Genomic DNA, 24,741 nt, shown 5'->3' with positions numbered 1-24,741 from the left:
CAATTTTAACGGATCTATCTGGCGTTGTTGTCAATTAGGTATCACGCTATTGTAGACAAGCTGAGAAGGGTGGTCTGGATCGCTGTATAGCGTTACTCTACCGCCTTTAATAGAGTCGTGATAAATGCCGCTTTCTTCGATATCAGAACCTTGTATGATTATCACTAGTTGCTCGCCAGCTCGAAAGAGCGTTGAAGAGGGGTGGATTTCAATATTCACAGGGATGACTTCATTTTCGTCTATCGCTAGTTGTTTTTGATGTTTGTGCCATGGACGGGTTGGTAATGATAGTTCTGTATCAAGTTCTCGATGTGATGCTCGCAACCAGCCGTTTGCGACTTGCCCCTTTTCTATATCGTTACCATAGATATGTATCTGTTCATTGTTTTCGTTTTCTTTTTGTATACCAATAAATAGATCAGTATCTGTATTTCCCTGAATAGAAATCCATAAGTTTAAGCTCATTGAGCCTGTAATTTCAGTATCGTGATTAAAGGTGTATTTGAGTTTGACGCTTTGTTTATCTCCCTGGAAGTTTTCATCACCAGTAATGTAATAAAAGTCTTCTGACGCTGTATTAACGGGCGCTTGTTGCAGCTCTAAACTATTAAAATCTAAGTAGAGTTGTTGCTCAAGTGTGTTTTCTAAGGGCCATGTATCAGAGGTTTTAGTCTCGCCTTCATAGTAGGCGCTACGCAGTTCATACTGTACACGGGGGACTTCAAGCATGCCGTTATTGGAGCCCTTTAGAAAATAATCAAAAAACTGTTGCTGTCTTGCTTGGCTGGCTAAACTGTAAAACCATTCCCACTTTTTTCGCCCATGAATTTCTAACCATTTATGTTCTGAGCTAATGCCTTCGTAGCCTAGTAGGGTTCCTCGTGTATGTAAGCCGTGATCAGGCCAGCTAGCTGTTATATATGCGGGAATCCTTACTGAGCTTAAATTTTGAGCTCCTAAGTTTTGATAAAATTCATTTAAAAGTGGGTTTTCCCTTACACGCTCAGGAAGGGCGGGGTCGTTGCTGCTTTGGTTCTTGTTATCTAAGATTCTAAATTGCCACCAGCCATCAAGGAATGCTCTATTAGGAATTCCACCGTGGTAAGCTAAGTCTCGATAAACGTCAGTAAACCCCTCCCACGGCATGATAGCGGCTAAACTAGGAGGTGCGAGAGATGCCACCTGCCATTGGTTTAAAGCCATATATGAAACACCAGCAAGACCCACTTTGCCATTGCTCCACGGTCGCTTTGAAAACCATTCAATCGCATCGTAATAGTCCTGCGCTTCCTGTTGGCTTAACAGGCTTAAATTACCTTCAGATAAGTTACTACCTCGTGTGTCAATGGTGACAACGGCGTAACCTTGAGGAACCCAGTAACCTGGATCTAATGTTTCAAAGCTGGCGTAATCCGATACCTGAATATTGCCTTGTATGGCCTCGTATTCTACGGGTAGGTCGTCTTTGTTATATGGTGTCATGGCCATTAAAACGGGGTATGGGCCATCTTTAGTTGGGCGAAAGACATTGGCTGAAAGAGACGTGCCATCGCGCATAGGTATACGAAGGTTTTCTTCAAATAGAACCTCTATACCCGATTCAATCTCAATCGTTGGCGGTATCGACGTCATTTTAGGCTTGTTGTCACCGCCACAAGCGCCTAAGAAAACCGGACTGAAGAAACTTACAAGCCCAAAAGCTTTTATCTTGTTGTAAAACATGTGCAGACCTCATCCTGTTGAAAAGCAAGTTAAGGATAAGGTGTGTGGTGTGATGAAAATGTCGAAAATATGTGAAGCGTTTGTGAATTGCTAGGATGTAAAAGTGCTTATCTTTGAGCTTGTAAAGTATCCCCGATATGTAGGTCTAGGCTCTCAATATTGTTAGCTAATTTTACATTAACTCCAAAAGCAGGCGCATGTTTTTTGTGGGGCATAGCATTTATTTTTGCTAGTTCACGAAAGGGCACTTGTTGTTGGTGTTTAGTGCCGGTGTCAGGATCTACGGTAATCATCACGCAGCGTTCACAGTGATCAACTAATTCAAGCTCGGCACCATTACTTAAAATAAGCTTTTTGTATTTGTGTTCGGCAAAAGCCTCAAGTCCGCTGACTACGATGTTTGGGCGAAAGCGGCGCATGTCGACGTTGTTCTTATCTTGTGATGCAAGTTCCTTGTTTAGTGTTTTTAATGAAGCGCTATTCGCCAATAAATAAGGCGCTGCATCAGCAAAGTGACGTGCGCTAAGGCCAAAACGTTCAGGTTGAGCCGGCTTGCGAAGTTGCTTCTGATTGAAATGAACTAAATTGATATTATCGAGGCCTATAAGCGGGCTTAGGCACTTCCGAAGCCATTTTTGTACTTGTGTGCAAGCGCCCAGAGCTAGTACTTTGTCAGACCAAAGACCCACTTCGAGCTCTGTGTCTAAGTCACTATGATTGATGTCGCAACTTTCACCTGTTGGCAAATTTAGTTGCAAGCTTTTTCCGTCGTATTGAGTGCTTATTAGTGCAAGTTTAGGATACTGGCGTTGAGTAAGGGCGCGACCTTGTTGGTTGACCAGCATCCACTTGCGATCGAGTTCAAAGCCCGTTGTTGTTAATGTTGCAGCGTCTAAACTCATGCCTGCGCATGATTTAACTGGGTAGCAATACAGGGCTTCTACTTTTATATCCATGCTCTTTTCTTCTACTTTGCTATTTTTTTATAAGCACTAGCCAATCTTGTTCTGGGCTGTGGGGCGGCTGACCAAGCTCTTTATCTATGCGTTCCCACGCATAATACCTTTTTGTTTCAATGTCGATGGTTTTCACACTGCCTTGTTGAAACCTGCCTCCTTTTATTGGGTCGAACCAGTGTATCTCATAGCTTCCTAATGTCGATTGCATGCTAAGAGAGGTATCTTTTGTTCCATCTTTAAAATAAACAATATAAAACTCACCAAGTTGAGCGAGAACCCAAGCTGTTGGCGCTAGTTCATCATGATTGCGTGCTTTTTCTATGGCGAGTTTTTGTTGTTGTAATAAGTCAAAGAAATCAATGCTGTGTTTAGCTTGTTGCCAAAAAAGGTCTCTGCTTCGCCAGTCTTGTGCTGTTAAATCGCTGTGTTCATTTTTATAACCAAAATACCATTCGCTACCCCAAGCGCCAGCCATTAACGCTCCCCATAAGCCATTTTTTCTGGCTATATCGTGGGAGGGGTCTTTACTGTCTGGCAATAAAGCAAACTCCGCATCGCCAGGCTCATCAACCGCAACAGCCCATTGGCGGCCGTTACTCGTTGGCCAAGAAAGCACATTTTTAGCTTGTTTATGCACACCGCTAAAATCGCTTTGTGAGGTTTGTATGGATGCGCCTGTGTACCAGCTTTGTTCGCCCCGTAAGTCATCAAAATAGATGCCGTTATGAATTACTCTGTGGTGCTGGTAGGGGTCGTGTTCCTTAAAATATTTCGCCATCGCTAGACGTTGATTGGTATCTTGAGGGGCGGTAATGTTCTCCGGCAACCAATCTCCGTTTTCTTCCCCCATGTTCCAATTAAGTGCGAGGTGATGACTAAAGCGTGCGATTAATTCTCGGTAATAAAGTTTGCGTTCTATGCCGAGGCCACCACCATCAAGCAAGCCTTGGTTTTCTACTTCCTGAGTCTTGAAGTGCAGAAATAAGCCTTTTTTTTGTGCGTGGCTAAAGACGATATTCCACTGCTCTAGCTTGCTGATATCAAAGCGGTCGTAGGTGTTGTAGTCGATATAAGGGAAGACGTTTTTGTCATCACCTAGAATGTTTAAAGTCAAAAAGCTAATTGAGTTTAAACCTTTAGAGGCAAGATAGTTTAAAGCCCCAATTAATGCGCGCCCCTTTCCGTTCTGCCAGCTTGGATCATTCTTATTCCAGTCTTGCAAATGCCCGGCCCAAGTTTTTACGAGTTCATCTCCGTGTCCATCACTGTGGAAATTACCGTCGAAATCAGCATAGGCAAGCAAGTTTTCTGGGGAGTCTGGGCCTGCCTTGATAAAGTACTTTTGGCTTCCTGCAAAACGTAAGTAGCTTTGGTTGACCCATTCGAGCCGACCTTGAGAGCGGAAATCAGGTTCTTTTTTGTTGTTCTTTTTTATTTTGAACTGACCATTGGACTCATCCATAAATCCGCCAGGTTGCCCGGTGTCGAACTTTTCTGATACTGCGACGTAAGGGCCTTTTCTGAATGAGGCCTGCCACTGCCAAAGGCCTAATTCATCGGGGCTAAACCGTACTTGCCATTTATTACCTTGTTTCGCTGAGCTATTAGCCGCGTTACCATCGGCTGCAAAAAATCCAGGTACTAAATATCTCTTACCAGTTTTAGGGTGAAGAAACTCAACGTTGAGGCGGTAATTAAGGAAGGGATTGTATTCGTCATCTTCACTTACCGAAGGCCCATCAAAGCTCAAGGTGAGGCTGTGCCAGAGTCGTTTTTCTCCTAGCAACTCGACCGAGCTGTTTGCGAAGCTGTTTATGCTTAAAAGCAAGGTGCTTAATGTCAGGCTTAAAACCAAAAGAAAGCGTATAGATTGAAACATGCATGCATCCTTTGTGTGGTCATGCGACTAGTTAGCGAATCATTAACTCAGGGGGAATATCTCTAAGCTTTGGCCCAGCTCGATTTCTGTTTGTTCGGGTAACAGGGCTAAGGCATCTGCCCAAGCCACAGAAGACAATACCCCAGAGCTTTGGTTGCTATAGCGCTCTAAACCTTTCTCTGTTTCTATCACGCGAATAAACTCGGGGCGTTTACCTGTTTGCTTAATGTTAAAAGCACTTGTCGCCTGACGGGATTTAGGGAAACAGTGCTGCTGAGTTTGCATGGCGCGGACTAAGGTCGAAGCAAATAAGTGGCAGCAAACATAGGCCGAGACAGGATTGCCAGGTAGGCCAATAAAAGCACAAGTGCCGCCATCTTTTTTGGGGAGCCGTGCGTAAGCCAGAGGTTTGCCGGGTTTAATGCGTATCTTCCAGAAATCGAGCTCGCCTAGGTTTTCTAATGCTGTTCTTACGTGGTCTTCTTCACCAACACTGACACCGCCACAACTTAAAATGAGCTCTGCTTTTTCCGCGGCTTCTTTAAAGAGCGTTTCGCTGGCTTGAAGATCATCTGGAGCGTGAGAGCGCATAACGATGTTACAACCGAGTTCTCTTGCATAAGCTTCGAGCATAGGGCCATTGCTGTCATAGATCTGGCCAGGTTTTAATGGGCCTTTACCCGCAGGGATAAGTTCGTCGCCGGTACTTATAAGAGCAATGCGCAAGCGGGTTTGCACTTTGATTTTGTTTATACCAATGGAGGCTAATAACCCGATTTGGCGAGCATCAAGTAACTGACCTGCTTTGAGAATACAGCTGCCTTGAGCGATGTCTTGAGCACGGCGACGGATATTGGCACCGCTTTGATCGAGTTTGTTAATTATAACGTTTTGTTTGTCTTGCCAGCTGCAGTTTTCTTGCATAACAACAGTATCGGCTCCAGCAGGAATTTCCGCGCCAGTGAAAATGCGAGCGGCAGTACCAAGTTGTAATGGTTGGGCCTCATCACCTGCACAAATTCGTTGGCTAACGCTTAGGCTTTGGCCGACCTCGCTTATATCTTTGCTGTTATAGGCCCATCCGTCCATTGCGCTATTGTCGGCAGGTGGCACATCAATAGTGGCGTGGATGTCTTCGCTCAAAACGCGCCCGAGAGCTTGACTGAGTTTAATTTGCTCGGTTTTTGTTGAGGCGAGTTTTTTTCCTTCGGCCTGCATGGCTTCAAGTGCATTAAGAAATTCAAGCATGGCTGTGTCGCCTTATTTTTTTATAAGCTGGCCAACAAAGTTACAAGGGCGGTGGCGGCTATCTAACTGCTCAACAATGATTTTATTCCAAGCAGTTAGGCAGGCGCCGGTAGAGCCTGGTAGGCAAAAGGTGATGGTACGATTAGCTAAACCTGCAGTGGCACGGCTTTGAATGGTTGAGCTGCCAATCTCTTCATAACTGACTGCGCGAAACAGCTCACCAAAACCTTCGACTTGCTTTTCAAACAGCGGGCGCAAGGCTTCAGGGGTTGAGTCACGGCCGGTAAAACCGGTGCCGCCAGTAATTAAAATGACCTGTTTGTCGTCATCAAAAATCCACTGTGAAACAACGGCGCGCATGTGAAAGATGTCGTCTTTAATGAGCTCGCGCGCAACGACATTATGGCCTGCGTCTTCTGCTGCTTTTTGCAGGGCATCGCCAGAGGTGTCGTTGGCAAAACTTCGGGTATCGCTGAGGGTGAGAACCGCTACATTTAGTGGGATAAAATCCTTAAATTTTTCGCTCATGCTTGTATCTCATTGCGCTTGGGCGCGTTTTGGCAAAGGGCGGGGCTTAGCCGCCTGTGGCATTCATAAAGCGCAAAACCTGTGGCGCCTCGTTTAAGTCAAAATGATGTTTTTCTGGCTTTATGGTCATGGCGTCGACAATAGCTTGTTTTACTAGGCTTAAGGTTTGATCTGGCTCGGATTCGCGAATCAAAGTTCGTAGATCGACACTGTGTTCATTGCCAAGGCAAAGTAGTAGGCGACCCGAGGCGGTAAGACGTACTCGATTACAGCTTGCGCAGAAATTTTCGCTGTGTGGCGAAATAAAGCCAATACGAGATCGGTAGCCTTCAGCTTGCCAGTATTTAGAAGGGCCTCCGGTGATGTCACTGCATGGGCTCAGTTGAAATTCGGGGGCTAGGGCCTGCCTGAGCTCGGCGCTTGAAACAAACTCAATATTGCGCGCGTGGCTGGTGATCTCACCAAGTGGCATTTCTTCAATAAAGCTGATGTCGATGTCTCGCTCTAAAGCATAACGGCTTAGATCCCTTACTTCATCGAAGTTAAAGTTTTTTAAGGCCACGCTGTTTAACTTCAAGGCTTTGAAATTGTATTTGCGCGCTTCTTCAATGCCGTCGAGTACGTGTTGTAAATTACCGTGACGAGTGAGTGTCTTAAAACGCTCAGCTTTTAAAGAATCCAAGCTGATATTTATGCGATCAACACCTGCGTCTTTTAGCTCTTTAGCATATTGAGCTAAGTGTGAAGCATTGGTGGTGATACTAAGTTCTTCGAGCCGTGGCATTTTTCGGATCTTGCTAAGTAGCGGCACGATATCTCGGCGAATAAGCGGCTCACCACCTGTAATGCGTATTTTTTTCACTCCAAGGCTGGTAAAGGCTTCAGCAACGAGTTGTATTTCTTCAAAGCTGAGCACGTCTTTACGTGGAAGAAACGTCATATCTTCCGCCATGCAATAGGTGCAGCGAAAGTCGCAGCGGTCTGTTACCGACAGACGTAAATAATCAACGCGTCGGCCAAAGCCGTCTTCTAGTAGGGTAGGGGAGTGAGTCATAGGCGAGCATTATAGCCTTAGTCTTCTAGGAAATAGCTAAAAATATGTGCGCAACTTTGGTGCTTATGCGTGATCCTGTTTCTCTGCTGGTTAAAATATAGTCTGTATTGGTTTGTGTTTTGGCTCCTGCTTGGTGCGTCATGCTGTTTTTTGGTGCGGTTTTGAGCTGGGTCAAACAGTATTAAGTTGGTTTTGTTTTTTGTGTTGTGTTTTTAAGTTTTTGATTTTAATGGTTTTTTTAAAATACTTTTACAAAAAATGTGGTTTTGGTTTTACTTTTGCAATATGATTCGCGTCCCTCGCTTGGTGAGATAAAAACTAAACAATCACCGAATAAGTTAGGTTATATAAGAATTGAAACGCTTAGAGTTAAACACTGGTGCGTGTTGAATTGAGGAAATATCAATATGAGTAAGCAACGAATCGTTGTTGTCGGTAACGGCATGGTTGGCCACAAGTTCATTGATAACTTGATTGGTCATGAAGATGCTGCAAGCTATGACGTAATCACTTTTTCTGAAGAGCCTCGCTTGGCTTATGATCGTGTGCAATTGAGTGCCTATTTCTCGGGTTCTACAGCAGACGATCTTATGCTGACTTCTGAGGGTTATTATCAGGAGAATGGTGTTAGTTACGTCCTAAACGATAAAGTTGTTTCTTTAGATGCGGCGGCTAAGAAAGTTGTGACGGAATCGGGCCGCGAAGAAGCTTACGACAAGCTGATTCTTGCAACGGGCTCTTTTCCTTTTGTTCCTCCTATCCCTGGTAAAGATCAAGAGCATTGCTTGGTCTATCGCACCATTGAAGATTTAGAAGCCATTACTGCTTCCGCTAAGCAGAGTAAAAAAGGCGTGGTTGTTGGTGGTGGTTTACTTGGCCTTGAAGCGGCCAATGCATTGCAAAACCTCGGTTTAGAAACGCACGTTGTTGAATTTGCTCCGCGTTTGATGGCTGTTCAGCTTGATGAGGGTGGCGGTAACTTACTGCGCAGTAAAATTGAAGCGCTAGGTGTGAGTGTTCATACCGAGAAAAACACAAAAGAAATTGTTGCTGGTGAAGAGTGTCGCTACCGCATGAACTTTGCGGATGGCTCTTTCCTAGAAACAGACATGATTTTGTTCTCTGCAGGTATTCGCCCGCAAGATGAGCTGGCTCGTCAATATGATATTGCTATTGGTGAGCGTGGCGGTATTGTCATTGACAATAACTGTTTGACCTCTGCTGAAGATGTTTACGCTATTGGTGAGTGCGCGCTTTGGGATGGCAAGATCTTTGGTTTGGTAGCTCCTGGCTACCAAATGGCTAAAGTTGCTCTTTCACATATTACTGGCGGTGATGAGCAGTTTGAAGGTGCCGACATGAGTACTAAGCTTAAGCTGCTTGGTGTGGATGTGGCTTCAGTGGGTGATGCGCATGGTCGTACACCGGGCTGTAAAAGCTACGTCTATCAAGATGGTGTGAGCGAAGTTTATAAGCGCATCATTGTTAGTGAAGATCATAAAACTTTACTCGGTGCTGTGTTAATTGGTGATGTTGATGCTTATGGCACGCTTCAGCAGATGTGTGTTCACGGTATGGAATTACCTGAAAGCCCAGAGGCTTTGATTCTTCCTGCTGTCGAAGGCGGTGCTTCTGCAGGTATGGGTGTTGATGCTTTGCCTGAGTCGGCGCAAATTTGTTCTTGTTATGAAGTAACAAAAGGTCAAATTAGTTGTGCGGTTCAAGAGGGCGCGCATACGATTGGCGCTGTAAAAGACGCAACCAAAGCCGGTACGGGTTGTGGTGGTTGTGTTGCTTTAACTACGCAAGTGATGAATGCCGAGCTTGAGAATTTAGGTGTTGAAGTGAATACCGACCTGTGTGAGCACTTTGCTTATACCCGTCAGGAGCTTTTCCACATTGTTAAAGTTGAAGGCATTAAGTCTTTTGACGAAATGATTGAAAAACACGGTAAGGGTTTGGGTTGTGATATCTGTAAACCTACCGTGGGTTCTATCCTTGCCAGTGTATGGAATGATTACATTCTAGAAAATCAACATGCACCGCTGCAGGATACTAATGACTACTTTATGGCGAATATGCAGAAGAATGGTACTTACTCCATTGTTCCTCGTGTTCCCGGTGGTGAAATCACCCCTCAGAAGTTGATCGTATTAGGTCAGGTGGCTGAGAAATATAAGTTGTACACCAAGATTACCGGTGGTCAGCGTATCGACTTGTTTGGTGCGCAGCAGCACGAGCTGCCATTGATCTGGAAAGAGCTGGTTGATGCTGGTTTTGAAACCGGTCAAGCCTACGGTAAGTCTTTGCGTACAGTGAAATCGTGTGTGGGCAGTACCTGGTGTCGTTACGGTGTCTTAGATAGTGTTGGCATGGCTATTCGCCTTGAAGAGCGCTACAAAGGTTTGCGTGCCCCGCATAAGATCAAGTTTGCTGTTTCCGGTTGTACTCGTGAGTGTGCTGAAGCCCAAGGTAAAGACATTGGTGTGATCGCTACTGAAACAGGTTGGAGCCTTTACGTTTGTGGTAATGGCGGTATGAAGCCTCGCCACGCTGACTTGTTTGCGACCAGTCTTGATGATGAAACGCTTATTAAGTACATCGACCGTGTGTTGATGTTCTACATCCGCACTGCCGATCGCTTACAGCGTACGTCAGTATGGATGGATAACCTTGAAGGTGGTTTAGAGTATCTTCAGTCGGTTGTTGTGGATGACAGGCTGGAGCTCGGTGCTGAGCTTGAAAAAGAAATGCAGCATGTTGTGAATACCTTCCAGTGTGAGTGGAAGACCACTATCGAAGATCCAGAGAAAGTTAAACGCTTCCGCACCTTTGTTAACAGTGACAAAAAAGACGATAGCGTTGTGTTTGTGCAAGAGCGCGAGCAGATCCGTCCAGCCACTGAAGAAGAAGTGGTTAAATTTGTAGAGTCTGAAACTGAAGCAGAGCCGGCGTAAGGGGAGATAACCATGTCAGATGTAAATTCTTGGGAAACGATTTGTGAAGCGACCGACATTCCAGCCGGTCTGGGTGTTCGTGCTTTGTTGGGTGAGGCTGAAGTGGCTGTATTCCGCGTAGCGGAAAAGCTCTATGCCGTAGATGCTATTGATCCTTTTACCAAAATGCCTGTGCTTGCACGTGGTTTGGTGGGTGATCTTCAGGGGCAGGTTGTGGTTGCCTCACCTATTTATAAGCAGCACTTTAACCTTGAAACAGGTCAGTGCTTGGAAGATGAGGCTGTAAAGCTGAATGTCTATCCTGTGCGTGAAGAAGCTGGCCAAGTTCAGCTTGCACAAGCGTAAGTTTTTTTAGCAAATTTAACTTCCTCCTAAATTTGCACCAGTTGGGCAGCTTCGGCTGCCTTTTTTTATGCGATTTTTTTGTTGTCTTGTGTGTTTTTCTCGGCTTCTTGAGCGCAGCGGTTTCTTCCTTGTCTTTTAGCTTCATACATCGCTTGGTCGGCGCGATTAAATAGGCTTTCAAAGTTGTCGCTTGCTTTTAGGGTGGCGCAGCCAATAGAGCAGCTTAATTCTATACGTTTGCTTGTGGTTGTTAATGGTGTTGCAGCTATTTGGCTGCGAATGCGTTCGGCACAGTAATAAGCATTGCTTGAGTCGCATTCACTTAGTTGGATTACAAATTCTTCACCGCCATAACGGAAGGCTTGGTCACCTGCACGCAGGGCATTTTTAAGTATTTTAGCAATGTGTTGTAGGCATTCGTCACCAATAAGATGGCCGTGCGTATCGTTTATCTCTTTAAATAAATCAATATCGAGTACTAGAATGCTGAGGGGGTTGTTGTGCCTGTGCGCAAGCGGTATTTCTCGTTGCATGCAGTTTTCCAGTGCGCGCCGATTGCGCAGGCCGGTGAGGGAGTCAACATGTGAACCCTGGATGGCGGCATGGTATAGGCGTGCATTGTGAAGAGGGGTTACCAGCAGGCCTATGAGTGATTCTATGGTGATGAGTTCTGCCTCAGCAAAACGGTGGCGGCGGCTAAATCTAAGCTCGCCCATATTTGACTCTTCTTTCTTTAGGCGATACAGGGCAGAGTGGCTTTTATGATGGCCGATTTGAATATCAATCTCGTGCTCGGTATCGCGGTAATGCAGGCCGTCACAGCTCATGAGTTTGCTGAGGGCATGAAAGAAGTTGCGCAACACATCTTCGCTCTCTAGGCTGCTATGAAGACGGGTGGAAATATCCAGTTGAAGCTTGCCAATAGCCTCCGCGCCGTTGGAGCTTGGTTCAATGCGACGGTTTTTGCTTGCTAGGGTGACCATGGATAGTGCTCTTTGTCTTTTAGGGCTTTATTTGTAGTTAGCTAAATATGTGCCACAATATTTTCGTAATAAAACTCCCTTATATTCAATGGCTTAGCTCGATTGTTGTTGTATGCTGAGTGCTTAAGGGTCAAAATCCCGTCTTTACGCATGCGCGGGTCTGTGTTTTTGCGGCAGGTGATTGCCGCTTGTTATTGGTGTTGGAGGTTGCTTTGTCTGAGTTCGCAGTGAAAAACCGGGGGGTCAAGCGTTTGTATAAGGCGGGTTATTATGCTTCGCGTGGCTTGTGGCAGGCTTTAAGGCATGAGAGTGCTTTTCAGCAAGAGTTTGTGTTGGCTGTGTTTATGCTGCCCCTTGCTGTGTGGCTTGATGTGACGTCGGTGGAGCGAGTATTACTTGTGGCCGCTGTCGTACTTGTGCTGATTGTAGAGCTGCTTAACACTGCTGTTGAAGCAGTGGTTGATCGTGTTGGTTTTGAATATCATGAATTAGCAGGGCAGGCCAAAGATTTGGGGGCTGCGGCTGTATTGGTTTCTTTGTTGTTGGCAGTTTTTATCTGGTCAAGTATTTTGCTTCCTTATTATTGGTGAGTTCATGAGGTTGGGGTGTTGTTGCTCTGGGTTTGCTTGCCTAAACTCTTTCTTCATTTATATAGCTAATTATATGTGGCTGCTTATTGCTTGTGATTTGGGTTCGGTTTTATGAGCAAGGGCTTGGCATGTTTGTGGTTTTCCGGCTTCATGAGCCTTGTTTTGCTTAGCGGTGAGTGTCCAAAGCGTTAAAATGCTAGAAAGTGGCCTTAATCGCATAAGAAGTTTTGACAGTCAAGGACTGTTTCTCTATTATCGCGCCCCTATGTCGGAGCAAGCCCAAGATCTATATCTGCCAAGAGCGGTTGAGCCGCGCAAGTTGGCGACCGCACAAGCTGCTTTCGAGCGCTCGATTCGAGCTTCCGATCTGCCTAGGCTGGCGGAGCTGAGCTTGTCTATTGATAAAGTAGACGTAAAGCTTCAGTTTGATCGTAACGATCAGGGAAGGCCTGAGTTGCAGGGCTCGATTGCTGCCTGCGTGCAGTTGGAGTGCCAGCGTTGCTTGGAGTCAATGTCGCTTAATATTGAGCGGGATTTTCTCCTTGGTATCGTTTGGGATGAGGCGCAAGCCAATGCGTTGCCAAAACACATCGAACCTTGGATTGTTGGTGAGGATGAGACGGATTTAATCGAGATTGTTGAAGAGGAAATTCTTCTTAATATCCCGGTTGTTGCTAGGCACGATGAAGATTGTTTAAACCCTGACTTGCTCAGTGTGGGCGAGATCGACGAAGAAATTAGTGAGCCAAAGGAAAATCCCTTTAGCGTGCTTGCTGGATTAAAAGGTAAGCATTAGCTCACCCATTACGAATATTGTACCGGAGGAATCCATGGCTGTTCAAAAAAGTAAAAAGACTCGTTCAAGACGTGATATGCGCCGTTCACACGATGCGTTGAGCTCTGAAACTCTATCTGTTGACGCAACTAGCGGTGAAAAGCACTTGCGTCACCACGTTACTGCCGACGGTTTTTACCGTGGCAAAAAAGTTGTTGATACTAAAAACGACGACTAAAACATTGTAGTGGTGTCGCAAGGCACAACAGATGTTTTGTTGCTATGAACGGGGGCGTAAGCCCCCGTTTGTGCGTTTCTGCAGCCTTGATTTTTTTGCTGCGCGCATTCTGAATTCTTCTTCTGTGCCCTGTTGCTAAGCACAAGCTGTTTTGTCATTTGTGTTAATGATGTGCCTGCGCTTGCCCGTTTGTCTGCTTTTGTTGAGATTAGCCCTGGCTGGTTAACTTAGTGCACTTTTTATTTGCTTATGCGCTGTTTCCTTTCTTGTCTATTAAGTGCTTGTTGATGTAGGTTTTCGCTTGTGCACTTAGGCTAAAAAAAGAAGTGCTTCGATGTATAATGGCGTGCTTTTCTTGGGGAGGCTTCTGCACTTGGGTGCTAGTGGCGTAGATCTGTTGTGTTTAAGGGCTTAGAGGTTTTAAGGCCTGACTCGAGACCCCAAGTGGACCTTTGCTGGTTTGATGTAATAATTTGAAAATAATATTGAGTGAGTTTTATGAGTGACGATAAGTTTGCCTTGGTATTTCCTGGTCAGGGGTCTCAAAAGGTTGGGATGTTGGCTGAATTCTACGACCAGTTTCCGTGTTTTTCCGATGCTTTTAAAAGTGCTTCTGAGGTGTTGGGTTACGATCTTTGGGCTTTGATTCAAGAGGGGCCTACTGAGGACTTAAACTTAACTGAAAATACTCAGCCCGCTTTGCTTACTTGTAGTGTTGCTCTGTGGCGTGTGTGGCAAGAGCTTGGTGGTCAGACGCCTGATTTTGTTGCAGGTCATAGTCTGGGCGAGTGGTCGGCCCTTGTTTGTGCGGGTGTTGTCAGTCTTGAAGATGCCGTCAAGCTTGTACAGCTTCGCGGTCGTTATATGCAAGAGGCTGTTCCTGTGGGTGAGGGGGCGATGGCTGCCATTATTGGTCTAGATGACGCAGCAATTGTTGATATTTGTACTCAGCATCAAGATAAAGGTGAGGTATCGGCTGTTAACTTTAATGCCCCGGGGCAGGTTGTTATTGCCGGTAAAAAAGAAGCGGTAGAGGCCGCGTGTGATGACTTAAAAGAAGCAGGTGCAAAGCGTGCATTATTGCTTCCAGTTAGTGCACCTTTCCATACGGCTCTAATGAAACCAGCCGCTGACAGGCTTGCAGGAGATATAGCTGCGGTTGAATTTTCTTCTCCAAGTATTCCTGTTGTGCACAACGTAAGCGCGCAAACCGAAATGGACGCAGAAAAAATCAAAGCTTTAATGATTGAGCAAATTTATGCTCCTGTTCGTTGGGTTGAGTGTATACAAACTCTTGCTCAGGCAGGTGTGCTTGGCGCTGCTGAGTGTGGCCCTGGTAAGGTGCTTTCAGGACTGATGAAACGCATTGATAAAAGTATTACTATCGCTGCCTTAGAATCGCTTGATACTTTAAAAGCTAGCGCTAGCGAATAACATTATTTAAAGAGGAAGGAATATGTCTCTCGAGACTAAAGTTGCACTGGTAACCGGCGCTAGCCGAGGAATAGGTGCAGCGATTGCTGCCGAGCTTGGTCGGGCAGGTGCAAAAGTTATTGGTACAGCAACTAGCCAAAAGGGTGCGGATGCTATTACGGCTCGTTTCAAAGAGCTGGGCTTAGAAGGTGAGGGGCAAGTGCTTAATGTGACAGATGCTGACTCAGTTGCCGCTTTACTTAAGTATGTTCAAGAGAGCTACGGCGCGCCACAGATTCTTGTGAATAATGCCGGCATTACCAAAGATAACTTGTTAATGCGCATGAGCGATGACGAGTGGTTTGATGTTATTAATACTAACTTGAGTGCTGTTTACCGTTTAAGTAAAGCGGTATTGCGCGGCATGATGAAAGCTCGCTGGGGCCGAATTGTTAATATCAGTTCTGTTGTTGGTCAGATGGGTAATGCAGGTCAAACCAACTACAGTGCCACTAAAGCGGGTGTGATGGGTTTTACTCGTTCGCTAGCTAAAGAGGTGGGTTCACGAAACATTACTGTTAACGCCGTTGCCCCAGGTTTTATCGATACCGACATGACCCGTGAGTTAACGGATGAGCAAAAAGCACCTATGCTTGCGGCCATCCCTTTAGCGCGATTGGGGCAGCCAGAAGAGATTGCAAGAACCGTAAAATTCCTTGCTTCTGATGATGCTGCATACGTTACCGGTGAAACTATTCATGTGAATGGTGGTATGTATATGTGTTAAGTCTTTGTTATAAAACGCTTTTTATGTAAATTTAAAGAAAATTGGCTGATTTGCTTAAACTTGCAGAAAAATAAGGTAAAATGCGCGCACTCGCATGGCCTGATGTGGGCTTGAGATTTCTTTCGGCTTCGAAAAGAACGACAAATTTAGGAGTTTATCTAGTATGAGCAGCATTGAAGAACGCGTTAAGAAGATCGTTGCAGAGCAACTTGGCGTTAAAGAAGAAGAAGTTAAAAATGAAGCTTCTTTCGTTGAAGATCTGGGCGCGGATTCCCTCGACACTGTTGAGCTTGTTATGGCTCTTGAAGAAGAGTTCGAAACAGAAATTCCTGATGAGGAAGCTGAAAAGATTACCACTGTTCAGCTTGCTATCAACTACATCAACGAAAACTTGGCTTAATTGAACCTCAATTAGTCCTTCTTTCGTTGAAGCTCCTGAAAGGCCGCCCTATGAATGTAGAGCGGCTTTTCTTGGTTTTATACCTTTAAGAATATTGCGCCTTCTATTGGCTAATGGAGAAGCACGTGACTCGTCGAAGAGTTGTTGTAACTGGTTTGGGAATGGTGACCTCTGTTGGTCATGATGTTAAATCTACTTGGGATGCTATTCTCAATGGTGTGAGTGGTGTACGTCCAATTACACACTTTGATGCATCTAAATTTGCCACTCAGATTAGTGCTTCTGTACAAGATTTTGATTGTTCACCCTATATAGACCCTAAAGAGGCTCGTAAGCTCGATACTTTTATTCAGTACGGTATGAGTGCAGGTGTACAAGCAGTAGAAGATAGCGGCATTCAGGTAACAGATGAAAACGCTGCTCGTATTGGTTGTATCATCGGTTCAGGTATTGGTGGTCTTGGTAATATTGAGGAAACCTCAATAACCATTAATGAAAAAGGCCCTCGCCGAGTTAGCCCATTTTTTGTACCCGGCGCAATTATTAATATGATTTCGGGCAACTTAAGCATTCGTTATGGTTTTCAGGGGATTAACCTTGCTATTTCAACAGCGTGTACCACAGGTACGCACTGTGTAGGCATGGCTGCTCGTGAAATATTATATGGCGCGGCTGACGTTATGGTGGCCGGTGGTGCTGAAATGGCAACAACTCGTGTGGGTGTTGGTGGTTTTGGTGCGGCTAGAGCATTATCTAAACGTAATGATGAGCCAGAAAAAGCCAGTCGCCCTTGGGATAAAGACCGTGATGGTTTTGTTCTTGGAGACGGTGCTGGTGTTCTTGTGCTTGAAGAATATGAGCACGCTAAAGCTCGTGGCGCAAAGATTTATGCTGAATTAAGCGGTTTTGGTACCAGTGGTGATGCTTACCACATTACCTTGCCTTCAGGTAAAGGTGCACAGCTTAGTATGCAAAATGCGCTTAATGATGCTGGTATTGATGCAAGTGCTGTTAATTATATTAATGCGCACGGCACCTCAACGCCTGCTGGTGATAAAGGTGAGAGCGATGCAGTAAAAGGTGTGTTTGCTGCACACTCTACAAATTTAGCTGTTAGTTCAACTAAGTCTATGATTGGTCATTTATTGGGAGCTGCAGGTGCAGTTGAAGCCATTTTTAGTGTGCTTGCTGTGCAAGACCAAGTGGCGCCACCAACAATTAACTTAGACAACCCTGAAGAGGGCTGCGATCTAAATTACGTACCGCACACAGCTCAAGAAATGAAAATTGATGTCGCCTTATCCAACTCCTTTGGTTTTGGCGGTACCAATGGCTCTCTTGTTTTTAAACGTGTTTAAAGCCTGAAATTAGTGTGCAGAGCTTAGCCTTTCGCAACGGTTCAGTGTTTGATGCTTCATGTTTGGATGCTCGAGCACTGATTTATGCTGACGGTGTATTTGAAACTCTTCGCTCTTGCGTAAAGGGCCATTTACCGATGTGGCGCTACCACCGGCAGCGCCTTCTTCATGCGGCTTCTGTTTTAAAAATTGATTTAGATATTTCATTGTTAGAACAGCATTTAGAGCATGCTATTGCGCAGTTTTCTCAGTTCCCCGCCGTAATAAAAATTATTCTTGGTCGTGCTCCCGGTAAGCGTGGGGCTTATGCTCAAGCACATGCTTCTGCAGACATCATTGTGCAGTTAAAAGCGCTGCCCAATAGGGAGGCATTGCGCAGTTGTAAATTAGTGAGCCTTGCTCAACCGTTATTGGGGCAGGCTTTAACTAACGGGCTTAAACTTGTTAATCGTTTACCTTATCTATTACCAAGCATAGAAGGCTCTATCGCTGAAGATGCTGAAGCCCTTTTTTTAGATGAAAATCAGCATGTGGTAGAAACCATGCATCATAATATTTTTATTCTGAAGGGAGTCTCATTACTTACACCCTCACTGCAGTGCGCGGGTGTGGAGGGTACTTTACGTGCGGCCTTGTTGGATGGTTGGACCTCAGACCTTGGTTTGGGCTTAACTGTGCAGGTAGCAGAGCTTGGCCTTGATGACCTGTTTCAAGCTGATGCCGTCTTCCTGACTAATGCACTGGACGGCATCTTAGCCGTCAGTAGCTTAAACTCTAAACCCTTAGCTCAAAATGCTGTTGTGCGTACTCTGTCAGAGTATTTTCAAAAGGAATTTTCTTGAGTAAAAAAACGATATTTATTCGCTCACTAATCGCCTTGGTGGTTTGGGCTTTGTTTGTGGCTGTTACTTTTACTGCTTGGTCTATTCACTGGATGAATGAAAAGCATGTTATCCCAGAAACTTCTCAAACTGTGCTTATTGAGCGCGGTGAAAGCCTTTATTCTCTAGCTTACCGCCTTCAGGAAGCCAATATTTTAAAGTGGCCCAGAATATGGGTTCACTATGCCAAATTTAAAAAGCGCGCTTTTATTAATGCTGGTGAATATCGACTGGATGCACTCGAAAGCCCTTTGTCCTTGCTCGATAAATTTCAGTCTGCAGATGTTATTCAGTATTCAATTACTTTTGTTGAGGGCATGAGCGCAGATGATGCATTAAATGTGTTGCGTACAGAAAAGCGGCTAAAAAAACATATTCCAAGAGATATTCAACTTGAACAAGCTTCCGACTTAGGGCTGGATGTCGCCTTTTTGGAAGGGTGGATGTTTCCTGATACCTACGCTTATAGTCTGGGGGATAGTGATTTAGCTGTTTTACAGCGGGCAGTCAAAAAAATGCAGCGAGTCTTAGAAGAAGAGTGGGCTAATAGGGCTGAAGGCTTACCTTATGCAACGGCTTATGAGGCTTTAATTATGGCTTCTATCGTAGAGAAAGAAACCGGTGCGCCACAAGAGCGAGAAGAAATAGCGGGTGTTTTTGTACGTCGCTTGCAAAAAAATATGCGTCTGCAAACAGACCCTACGGTCATCTATGGCATGGGTGACGATTATAGCGGCAACATCACACGCGCAGATTTACGTAAAAAGACGGCTTACAATACCTATAGAATTAATGGCTTACCACCCACACCCATCGCTTTGCCCGGTCGCGCTGCTATTCACGCAGCCTTGCACCCTGCAGAAGGTGACAGTCTGTATTTTGTTGCCAAAGGTGATGGCACACATTATTTTTCCAGCAGCTTGGAAGAGCATAATAAAGCTGTACGCCGTTATCAGTACAAGCGTAAAAGCAATTATCGCTCTCAGTATCAAGAAGATGACACACAAGAATCCGCGAAAAAAGAAAAGGAATCATCGTGAGTAGCAAAGCTCGTTTTATTACTATGGAAGGCACAGAGGGCGTTGGGAAATCGACTAACCTTGCTTTTGTAGAGCAATATCTGCGTGATCGTAATATAGACGTCATTGTTACAAGAGAGCCCGGTGGCACACCATTAGCAGAAGAAATACGTGAACTGTTGTTAAAAAAGCGTGATGAAAACTTTGACCCTACTGCTGAGCTATTAACGGTTTTTGCAGCGCGAGCTCAGCATTTAAATAATTGTATAAAACCTGCCTTGGCTAAGGGCCAGTGGGTGCTATGTGATCGCTTTACCGATGCAACTTATGCCTATCAAGGCTGGGGCAGAGGCTTAAGTCTTGAGCATATTTGCACTCTTGAGAATTTAGTGCAAGAAACGTTAAGGCCTGATTTAACTCTGTTGCTTGATATTGAAACCAAAGTTGGTTTGGCGCGTGCCTCGGCTCGAGCTGAGTTGGACCGCTTTGAATCAGAAGAAGTTGTCTTCTTTGATCGTGTAAGGTCAGGTTATTTGGAGCGGGCAAAAGCTGAGTCTCAGCGTTTTTCTGTGATTGATGCAGGGCAGACATTAGTGAGTGTGCAAAAAGACATAGCCGCAAGTTTATTTGAATATTTAAAGGTTTAAGCTTTGTGTATTTAGCTTAAAAAGTGGGAGGGCAGCTTAGTTGCACGACTTCTCTGCTGATAGGGTGGGTAAATCTTAGCTCTTCGGCATGCAATAAAAGGCGGCTCGCTTGCTTCTCTGAACTTTCTAAATTGTAAAACTTATCGCCTAAAATAGGATGGCCCAATTGCAGCATGTGTAGCCTTAATTGATGCGTTCTACCTGTAATAGGTTTCAATTTAACTCGGGTCGATTCCTGTTTGGTTTCTAGAACATGGTATAAAGTGTGTGCGGGCTTTCCCTCATGCCAGTCGATTTTTTGACGAGGGCGTTGAGGCCAGTCACACATCATTGGGCTAATGATCTCCCCATGTTGCTGTTCAATTTTTCCATAAACTTCGGCGCAATATTCTTTTTGCATTTGTCGTTTTTCGAATAGCTGAGTAAAGCCTTTTTGGGTTTCGTGATTAAGTGCAAAGATAACTAAGCCTGATGTTGCCATATCTAGCCTGTGAACCACTCGCGCATTTTTGAACTCACTTTTGACTCGATCAAAGAGGTTATCGGGTTCACTTAAGCCAGGTACGCAGAGAAGGCCAGAGGGCTTATTGGTGACAATGAGATCGGAATCTTGGTAAATGAGTTCGATGGTCATAAAATGAATTTGATGGTCGCAGTTTGTAAGCAGATATTTAAGGCTGCTTTGTAACGTGCTTTTAGTTGATAATAAAGCTTTTATTGAGACAAGTTAGATGATTCCACAAACTGCAATGCCACCTTATCCGTGGCAAGAGAGTCTATGGGCCGGTTTTTGCCAGAGTCTTGAAGCGGGTAGGCTGCCTCATGCGATATTGCTCAATGCCGTTGACGGTTTGGGAATCGAGGAGCTGGGCCAAGCAATGGCCCGATTTTTACTGTGTCATTCTCCTATTGATGATCTCGCCTGTGGTCGTTGTCGTGGGTGTGAGCTTTTACATGCCGGCTCGCATCCAGATTTCTTCCTGCTAAAGCCAGAAGAGAAAGCGACTCAAATTAAAGTTGATCAGGTGCGAGACTGTGTCGATTTTGTTGCTAAAACCTCACACTTTGATGGGCCCAAGCTCGTCTTAATTGAGCAGGCAGAGTCCATGAACGTTAATGCCTCAAATGCGCTTTTAAAAAGTCTTGAGGAGCCTGCTGGCCGCTGTATTTTTATTTTGGTAAGCGATAGGGTGAGCGCTATATTGCCGACCATACGCAGCCGTTGTCAGTGCATGACCTTAAGTTTGCCTAGCACACGGGCATCTGAGGCGTGGTTAAAAGAGCAGGGTTTGGAAAACGCCCAGCACTGGCTGCGCCAAGCTGGCGGAGCGCCGTTAAAAGCGAAAAAGTGGACGGATGGTGATTATGCTGAATCTCAGCTCAAGCTCTGGGCCGAGCTGTCATCTCTTGCTCGGGCCGAAATAGGGGCTATCGCCTTGGCGGCATCGTGGCAGAGTCGTGAGACGCTAGAGTTAATGCAGATGCAGCTATTTATGCTTGAAAGCTTATTGCGCTTTAAAATGGCCAAGGAGCCCGTGGCTCAAGAGCTGCAAGCCTTGGTTGATCAGCTTGCTATACTGGAGGAGCATTACTTCTTTCGCTTGCATGACAAGCTTTCGCAGCGCTTGGCGCAATTACAGCGTGGGGCCAATCTTAATGGCTTATTACAATGCGAAGACATGGTTATGGATTGGCAGAGTCTATTTCAGTTGGCGCGTAGAATGAATGCGCGACAAAGACGCTTATAAAGCACGGAGGCTACTCGTATTGAGCCACAAGAGCTAGACAATGACTTTGCTTTTCACTACTTTAGTTAGATATGTATATTTAATAGCGCAAGCTATACAGATTAGGAATTAGGTAAAAAAATGGGTGGACTTGGCGGCGGCGCACGTAACGGTATACTTTCCCTCACTATTCGGGATAAGGCCGTGTTGTATGCAGCGTATATGCCTTTTATCAACAACGGCGGTTTGTTTATTCCAACAAACAAAAGTTATGCCCTTGGCGATGAAGTGTTTATGTTGTTGAGTCTTATGGATGAGCCAGAGAAGATTCCTGTTGCTGGTAAGGTTGTTTGGATTACACCTAAGGGGGCACAAGGTAACCGCGCAGCAGGTGTTGGCATTCAGTTCAGCGGTGAAGACGATACCGCAGCAAGTAAGATTGAAACTTACCTAGCTGGTTCTTTAGAGTCAGAGCGTCCAACGCACACGATGTAATACACGAGCTAATCAGCTTGTGTTCTTTCTTAGGGTTTTCAGTTGTTAGATTTTAAACACAGTCGCTTACATAAATAAGCAACTGTGTTCTATGGGTTAAGGATAAAGGTCATATTGTGTTAGTGGATTCTCATTGCCATCTAGATCGTCTCAAGCTTGAGGCATACGGTGGAGACTTAACAAAAGCCTTAGATGCTGCGCGTGAGCGCGATATTAGTGCGATGCTTTGCGTTTGTATTAGTGAAGAAAACAAGCAGGCCGTATTGGACATTGCCGCTCAACATGATGATATTTTTGCTTCTGTAGGGGTACATCCATCCGATGTGAACGCTAGGATTTATAGTGTTGAAGAGTTGGTCGAGTGGTCTAAAGCCCCCAAGGTGGTTGCTCTAGGAGAGAGCGGCTTAGATTATTACTACACCAAAGACAGCGCACAAGTGCAGCAGCAAAGCTTTATTAATCATTTACAGGCTGGTGCTCAAACAAATCTACCGGTGATTGTGCATACACGAGAAGCCAAGGCCGATACCTTAGCGCTTATAAAAGAGCATGGCGCAACAGATAGCGCTGGAGTACTGCATTGTTTTACTGAAGATTGGGAGATGGCCGAAAAAGCCCTGGATCTAGGTTATTACATTAGTCTATCTGGCATAGTAACCTTTAAAAATGCTGAGAACTTACGTGAAGTTGCGAAAAAAGTGCCGCTTGAGCGTTTATTGGTAGAAACAGACTCGCCTTATTTGGCGCCAGTGCCTTATCGTGGTAAGCCCAATGAGCCAAAGTTTGTGCGTGAAGTTGCCCAGTTTATTGCCGATCACAGAGGTATTAGCCTAGAAGCATTGGCAGAGGCGACAACAGAGAATTTTTACAACTTATTTAATCGGGCCGTTACCACATCAGTAAAATAAATTGCTAGCGTGCATCGCTTTGCTGTGTGATTGATACTGAATGAGTTCAATTTACCACTGCTGATTCGCAGTCGGCACCTATTTGAAATAAGTGCCGATTTGCGCTCAATATTTGCAGGTTTAAGCTGATTGACAAGCTTGCTTGCTAGGCCAAGCTAGGCATAGGCTCCCTATCAAAACTTGAGATGCCACTTGCATTGGTCTGTTGCCAAAGTGATTGGATTAACTCAAGACGCTTCTCTTTGTTTTCCCAGTCACCAGCGGCTAACCAACGAACAATGGCTTCGGCAACGTTTGGGTAGCCTACGGCTTTTGCGGCGGGGGTCTCGAGCCAGCGTTTTACTGCATTGCTATCGAGCCTATCCATTGATGAACCTAAACCAAGCACTTCAAGAGCTTCTGCATTACTGAGTTGCTCCATTTGCCCGTGCAAGGGTTTTACCAGTAGTTTTTTGCCTAGTTGAATCGCCTCGCTGCTTAGCTCGAAACCAGCATTGCATATCACACCCGAAGCACTGGCAAGGTCTTTTTTAAAGCCTTCACGAGAGAGGGGTTTTAACTGAATGTGACCACGACTTTCATATTGTGCAAAGGGACCATAGAAAACAAATAAGGTGTTTTCAAATGGCTCTAATAACTGAATCACTTGCTCGGGTTCTTCAAAACCTAAATAAACCAAGACTTTATTGGGGTCCACAGGGTCTGGCTGTGTATGTGTTTCAGCGATTGGAGGTAGTATTTCACTATTAAAATGGTGCCAGTGCAGGCCGAGTTCAACATTGGCTGGAGCAAAGTGTTTCATTACTAAGCTGCCAGCGAGTGAATGCCCGCGTCGGGGTACATCGTGGTGAAATGCGTATTGATGCCCCATGCCAATACAGAGCTTGCCTTGACGCTTGGCGGCCCACGCTGTAATGGGTTCAAAATCAGTCATTACTAAGTCGTATTGACTTAAATCGAGGTTTTTTATATCGCGCCACAATTGCAATAGGCTGTTTTTTTGAGCTGTCTTAAGTAGTTTTATTTTGCCGGCTTCGTGCTGAAACGTGAGGCCTTTGCAGCAGCGCCAGTCGCCAAAAGCTTGCATGTCAAAAAATAGCTCACGCTCGCGTCCTGAAAAAAGAAAGTCTGCTTCAATTCCATTGTCTGCAAGATAGGTATTAATCGCCCGTGCTCGCGTAATATGGCCGTTTCCGGTGGCCTGAACACCGTAAAGAATTTTCATAGAGAAATATAAGAAACCACTAGATAAAAAACGGAAGATCCCATAACTGCGCCGGCAAGTATGTCGGTAGGGAAGTGTACACCAAGAGTCACCCTGGCAGCTCCAACGCATAACGCCCAAGGAAATAGAATCCAAGTTAGCATTGGGAAGAAATAAGAAAACATACAAGCCATCATAAATGCGGCAGAGGTATGACCTGATGGGAAGCTAAACTGATCTGAAGGTCTTACAGCACTTTCAAAGCCAGGAATGGCTTGGGGAGGGCGATTGCGTTTAAATAGGCTTTTAAAAACCTTATAAGAAACACGTTCAATAATAAAACATAAAGCCATAACCTTTGCCACAAGCCAATTTTGGCTGAATAAAAAAGCAAGCCCTGTCAGTACGTAAAGGGGGCCGTCGGCACTGGTTGATATAAAGCGAGCAATGCCTACAGCCTGCTTGCGCCAACGCGCTTGAGCTAGCCATATAAAGGTATCTACATCTACCTGATGAATGCTTTGTAATAAGCGCATCGGAATTCTCGCTTTTTGAGGTTCTATTCAATCTAGCCAGTAAAAATGACAATCTTGTGTCTTGCTTGTGATGCTTTTGTGACAGTGG

General features: G+C 45.1%; 25 protein-coding genes. 15 read left to right on the top strand and 10 right to left on the bottom strand.

The window, feature by feature from the left end; translation table 11 throughout:
• Window positions 1-30: 30 nt before the first annotated feature.
• From AB1S55_RS14275 to moaA, 6 genes are all read right to left on the bottom strand, one after another.
• On the bottom strand, window positions 31-1,722 hold the full coding sequence (locus AB1S55_RS14275; RefSeq protein WP_370978852.1) for a CocE/NonD family hydrolase: 1,692 nt from the start codon (window positions 1,720-1,722) through the stop codon (window positions 31-33).
• 107 nt (window positions 1,723-1,829) lie between these two features.
• Window positions 1,830-2,678 (bottom strand): MOSC domain-containing protein, encoded by an 849-nt coding sequence (locus tag AB1S55_RS14270; RefSeq protein WP_370978851.1) that lies wholly within the window; start codon window positions 2,676-2,678, stop codon window positions 1,830-1,832.
• A gap of 19 nt (window positions 2,679-2,697) precedes the next feature.
• On the bottom strand, window positions 2,698-4,560 hold the full coding sequence (locus AB1S55_RS14265; RefSeq protein WP_370978850.1) for a DUF5060 domain-containing protein: 1,863 nt from the start codon (window positions 4,558-4,560) through the stop codon (window positions 2,698-2,700).
• A 42-nt stretch (window positions 4,561-4,602) separates the two neighbouring features.
• Window positions 4,603-5,808, bottom strand: coding sequence for a gephyrin-like molybdotransferase Glp (glp, locus tag AB1S55_RS14260; RefSeq protein WP_370978849.1), 1,206 nt, complete (start codon window positions 5,806-5,808; stop codon window positions 4,603-4,605).
• Between the two features lie 12 nt (window positions 5,809-5,820).
• Window positions 5,821-6,336: a molybdenum cofactor biosynthesis protein B gene (gene moaB / locus AB1S55_RS14255; RefSeq protein ID WP_370978848.1), complete on the bottom strand. Its 516-nt coding sequence runs from the start codon at window positions 6,334-6,336 to the stop codon at window positions 5,821-5,823.
• A gap of 46 nt (window positions 6,337-6,382) precedes the next feature.
• Window positions 6,383-7,390, bottom strand: a complete 1,008-nt coding sequence (moaA, locus tag AB1S55_RS14250; protein ID WP_370978847.1) for a GTP 3',8-cyclase MoaA — start codon at window positions 7,388-7,390, stop codon at window positions 6,383-6,385.
• 407 nt (window positions 7,391-7,797) lie between these two features.
• On the opposite strand from moaA, the gene nirB reads away from it, so the two are divergent.
• Both nirB and nirD read left to right on the top strand, forming a co-directional pair.
• Window positions 7,798-10,347 carry a nitrite reductase large subunit NirB gene (gene nirB / locus AB1S55_RS14245; RefSeq protein ID WP_370978846.1) on the top strand — a complete coding sequence of 850 codons (2,550 nt, stop codon included), beginning with the start codon at window positions 7,798-7,800 and terminating at the stop codon, window positions 10,345-10,347.
• Window positions 10,348-10,359: 12 nt separating this feature from the next.
• Window positions 10,360-10,692, top strand: a complete 333-nt coding sequence (gene nirD / locus AB1S55_RS14240; protein ID WP_370978845.1) for a nitrite reductase small subunit NirD — start codon at window positions 10,360-10,362, stop codon at window positions 10,690-10,692.
• 65 nt (window positions 10,693-10,757) lie between these two features.
• Here the strand turns inward: nirD and AB1S55_RS14235 are convergent, their stop codons facing one another.
• A complete protein-coding gene (locus AB1S55_RS14235) occupies window positions 10,758-11,675 on the bottom strand; it encodes a GGDEF domain-containing protein (protein WP_370978844.1) in 918 nt (305 codons plus the stop codon).
• Between the two features lie 212 nt (window positions 11,676-11,887).
• On the opposite strand from AB1S55_RS14235, the gene AB1S55_RS14230 reads away from it, so the two are divergent.
• From AB1S55_RS14230 to tmk, 10 genes are all read left to right on the top strand, one after another.
• Window positions 11,888-12,265 carry a diacylglycerol kinase gene (locus AB1S55_RS14230; protein WP_370978843.1) on the top strand — a complete coding sequence of 126 codons (378 nt, stop codon included), beginning with the start codon at window positions 11,888-11,890 and terminating at the stop codon, window positions 12,263-12,265.
• A 193-nt stretch (window positions 12,266-12,458) separates the two neighbouring features.
• Window positions 12,459-13,061, top strand: coding sequence for a YceD family protein (locus AB1S55_RS14225; protein ID WP_370978842.1), 603 nt, complete (start codon window positions 12,459-12,461; stop codon window positions 13,059-13,061).
• A gap of 34 nt (window positions 13,062-13,095) precedes the next feature.
• Window positions 13,096-13,278, top strand: a complete 183-nt coding sequence (gene rpmF / locus AB1S55_RS14220; RefSeq protein WP_370978841.1) for a 50S ribosomal protein L32 — start codon at window positions 13,096-13,098, stop codon at window positions 13,276-13,278.
• 498 nt (window positions 13,279-13,776) lie between these two features.
• A complete protein-coding gene (gene fabD / locus AB1S55_RS14215) occupies window positions 13,777-14,712 on the top strand; it encodes an ACP S-malonyltransferase (protein WP_370978840.1) in 936 nt (311 codons plus the stop codon).
• A 22-nt stretch (window positions 14,713-14,734) separates the two neighbouring features.
• A complete protein-coding gene (fabG, locus tag AB1S55_RS14210; RefSeq protein WP_370978839.1) occupies window positions 14,735-15,478 on the top strand; it encodes a 3-oxoacyl-ACP reductase FabG in 744 nt (247 codons plus the stop codon).
• A 163-nt stretch (window positions 15,479-15,641) separates the two neighbouring features.
• Window positions 15,642-15,878 carry an acyl carrier protein gene (gene acpP, locus AB1S55_RS14205; RefSeq protein ID WP_011468112.1) on the top strand — a complete coding sequence of 79 codons (237 nt, stop codon included), beginning with the start codon at window positions 15,642-15,644 and terminating at the stop codon, window positions 15,876-15,878.
• Window positions 15,879-16,003: 125 nt separating this feature from the next.
• Complete coding sequence (fabF, locus tag AB1S55_RS14200; protein ID WP_370978838.1) at window positions 16,004-17,236, top strand: beta-ketoacyl-ACP synthase II; 1,233 nt, start codon at window positions 16,004-16,006, stop codon at window positions 17,234-17,236.
• A 14-nt stretch (window positions 17,237-17,250) separates the two neighbouring features.
• Complete coding sequence (locus tag AB1S55_RS14195; protein WP_370978837.1) at window positions 17,251-18,078, top strand: aminotransferase class IV; 828 nt, start codon at window positions 17,251-17,253, stop codon at window positions 18,076-18,078.
• Window positions 18,075-19,157 (top strand): endolytic transglycosylase MltG, encoded by a 1,083-nt coding sequence (gene mltG / locus AB1S55_RS14190; RefSeq protein ID WP_370978836.1) that lies wholly within the window; start codon window positions 18,075-18,077, stop codon window positions 19,155-19,157. Before AB1S55_RS14195 ends, mltG begins: the two co-directional genes overlap by 4 nt.
• On the top strand, window positions 19,154-19,783 hold the full coding sequence (gene tmk / locus AB1S55_RS14185) for a dTMP kinase (RefSeq protein WP_370978835.1): 630 nt from the start codon (window positions 19,154-19,156) through the stop codon (window positions 19,781-19,783). The genes mltG and tmk overlap by 4 nt, the downstream gene beginning before the upstream one ends.
• Window positions 19,784-19,799: 16 nt before the next feature.
• Here the strand turns inward: tmk and AB1S55_RS14180 are convergent, their stop codons facing one another.
• Window positions 19,800-20,417, bottom strand: a complete 618-nt coding sequence (locus tag AB1S55_RS14180) for an RluA family pseudouridine synthase (RefSeq protein ID WP_370978834.1) — start codon at window positions 20,415-20,417, stop codon at window positions 19,800-19,802.
• Window positions 20,418-20,514: 97 nt separating this feature from the next.
• Between AB1S55_RS14180 and holB the strand changes: the two genes are divergently transcribed.
• The 3 genes from holB to AB1S55_RS14165 all read left to right on the top strand — a co-directional run bounded on the left by holB (window position 20,515) and on the right by AB1S55_RS14165 (window position 22,913).
• Entirely contained in the window at window positions 20,515-21,531 is a 1,017-nt protein-coding gene (holB, locus tag AB1S55_RS14175; RefSeq protein WP_370978833.1) for a DNA polymerase III subunit delta', read from the top strand.
• A gap of 120 nt (window positions 21,532-21,651) precedes the next feature.
• Complete coding sequence (locus tag AB1S55_RS14170; protein ID WP_370978832.1) at window positions 21,652-22,005, top strand: PilZ domain-containing protein; 354 nt, start codon at window positions 21,652-21,654, stop codon at window positions 22,003-22,005.
• 116 nt (window positions 22,006-22,121) lie between these two features.
• The gene (locus tag AB1S55_RS14165; RefSeq protein WP_370978831.1) at window positions 22,122-22,913 is read left to right on the top strand and encodes a TatD family hydrolase; all 792 of its coding nucleotides are present in this window, start codon (window positions 22,122-22,124) and stop codon (window positions 22,911-22,913) included.
• 145 nt (window positions 22,914-23,058) lie between these two features.
• On the opposite strand, the gene AB1S55_RS14160 is transcribed toward AB1S55_RS14165, so the two are convergent.
• Window positions 23,059-24,138 carry an MJ1255/VC2487 family glycosyltransferase gene (locus AB1S55_RS14160; RefSeq protein ID WP_370978830.1) on the bottom strand — a complete coding sequence of 360 codons (1,080 nt, stop codon included), beginning with the start codon at window positions 24,136-24,138 and terminating at the stop codon, window positions 23,059-23,061.
• On the bottom strand, window positions 24,135-24,653 hold the full coding sequence (locus tag AB1S55_RS14155; protein ID WP_370978829.1) for a phosphatase PAP2 family protein: 519 nt from the start codon (window positions 24,651-24,653) through the stop codon (window positions 24,135-24,137). Before AB1S55_RS14155 ends, AB1S55_RS14160 begins: the two co-directional genes overlap by 4 nt.
• Window positions 24,654-24,741: the final 88 nt, after the last annotated feature.

The sequence above is a fragment of the Agaribacterium sp. ZY112 genome (assembly GCF_041346925.1).
Lineage (GTDB): Bacteria > Pseudomonadota > Gammaproteobacteria > Pseudomonadales > Cellvibrionaceae > Agaribacterium.
The sequence above is the reverse complement of the archived record's forward strand: the minus strand, read 5'-3'. Positions and strand labels throughout refer to the sequence as shown.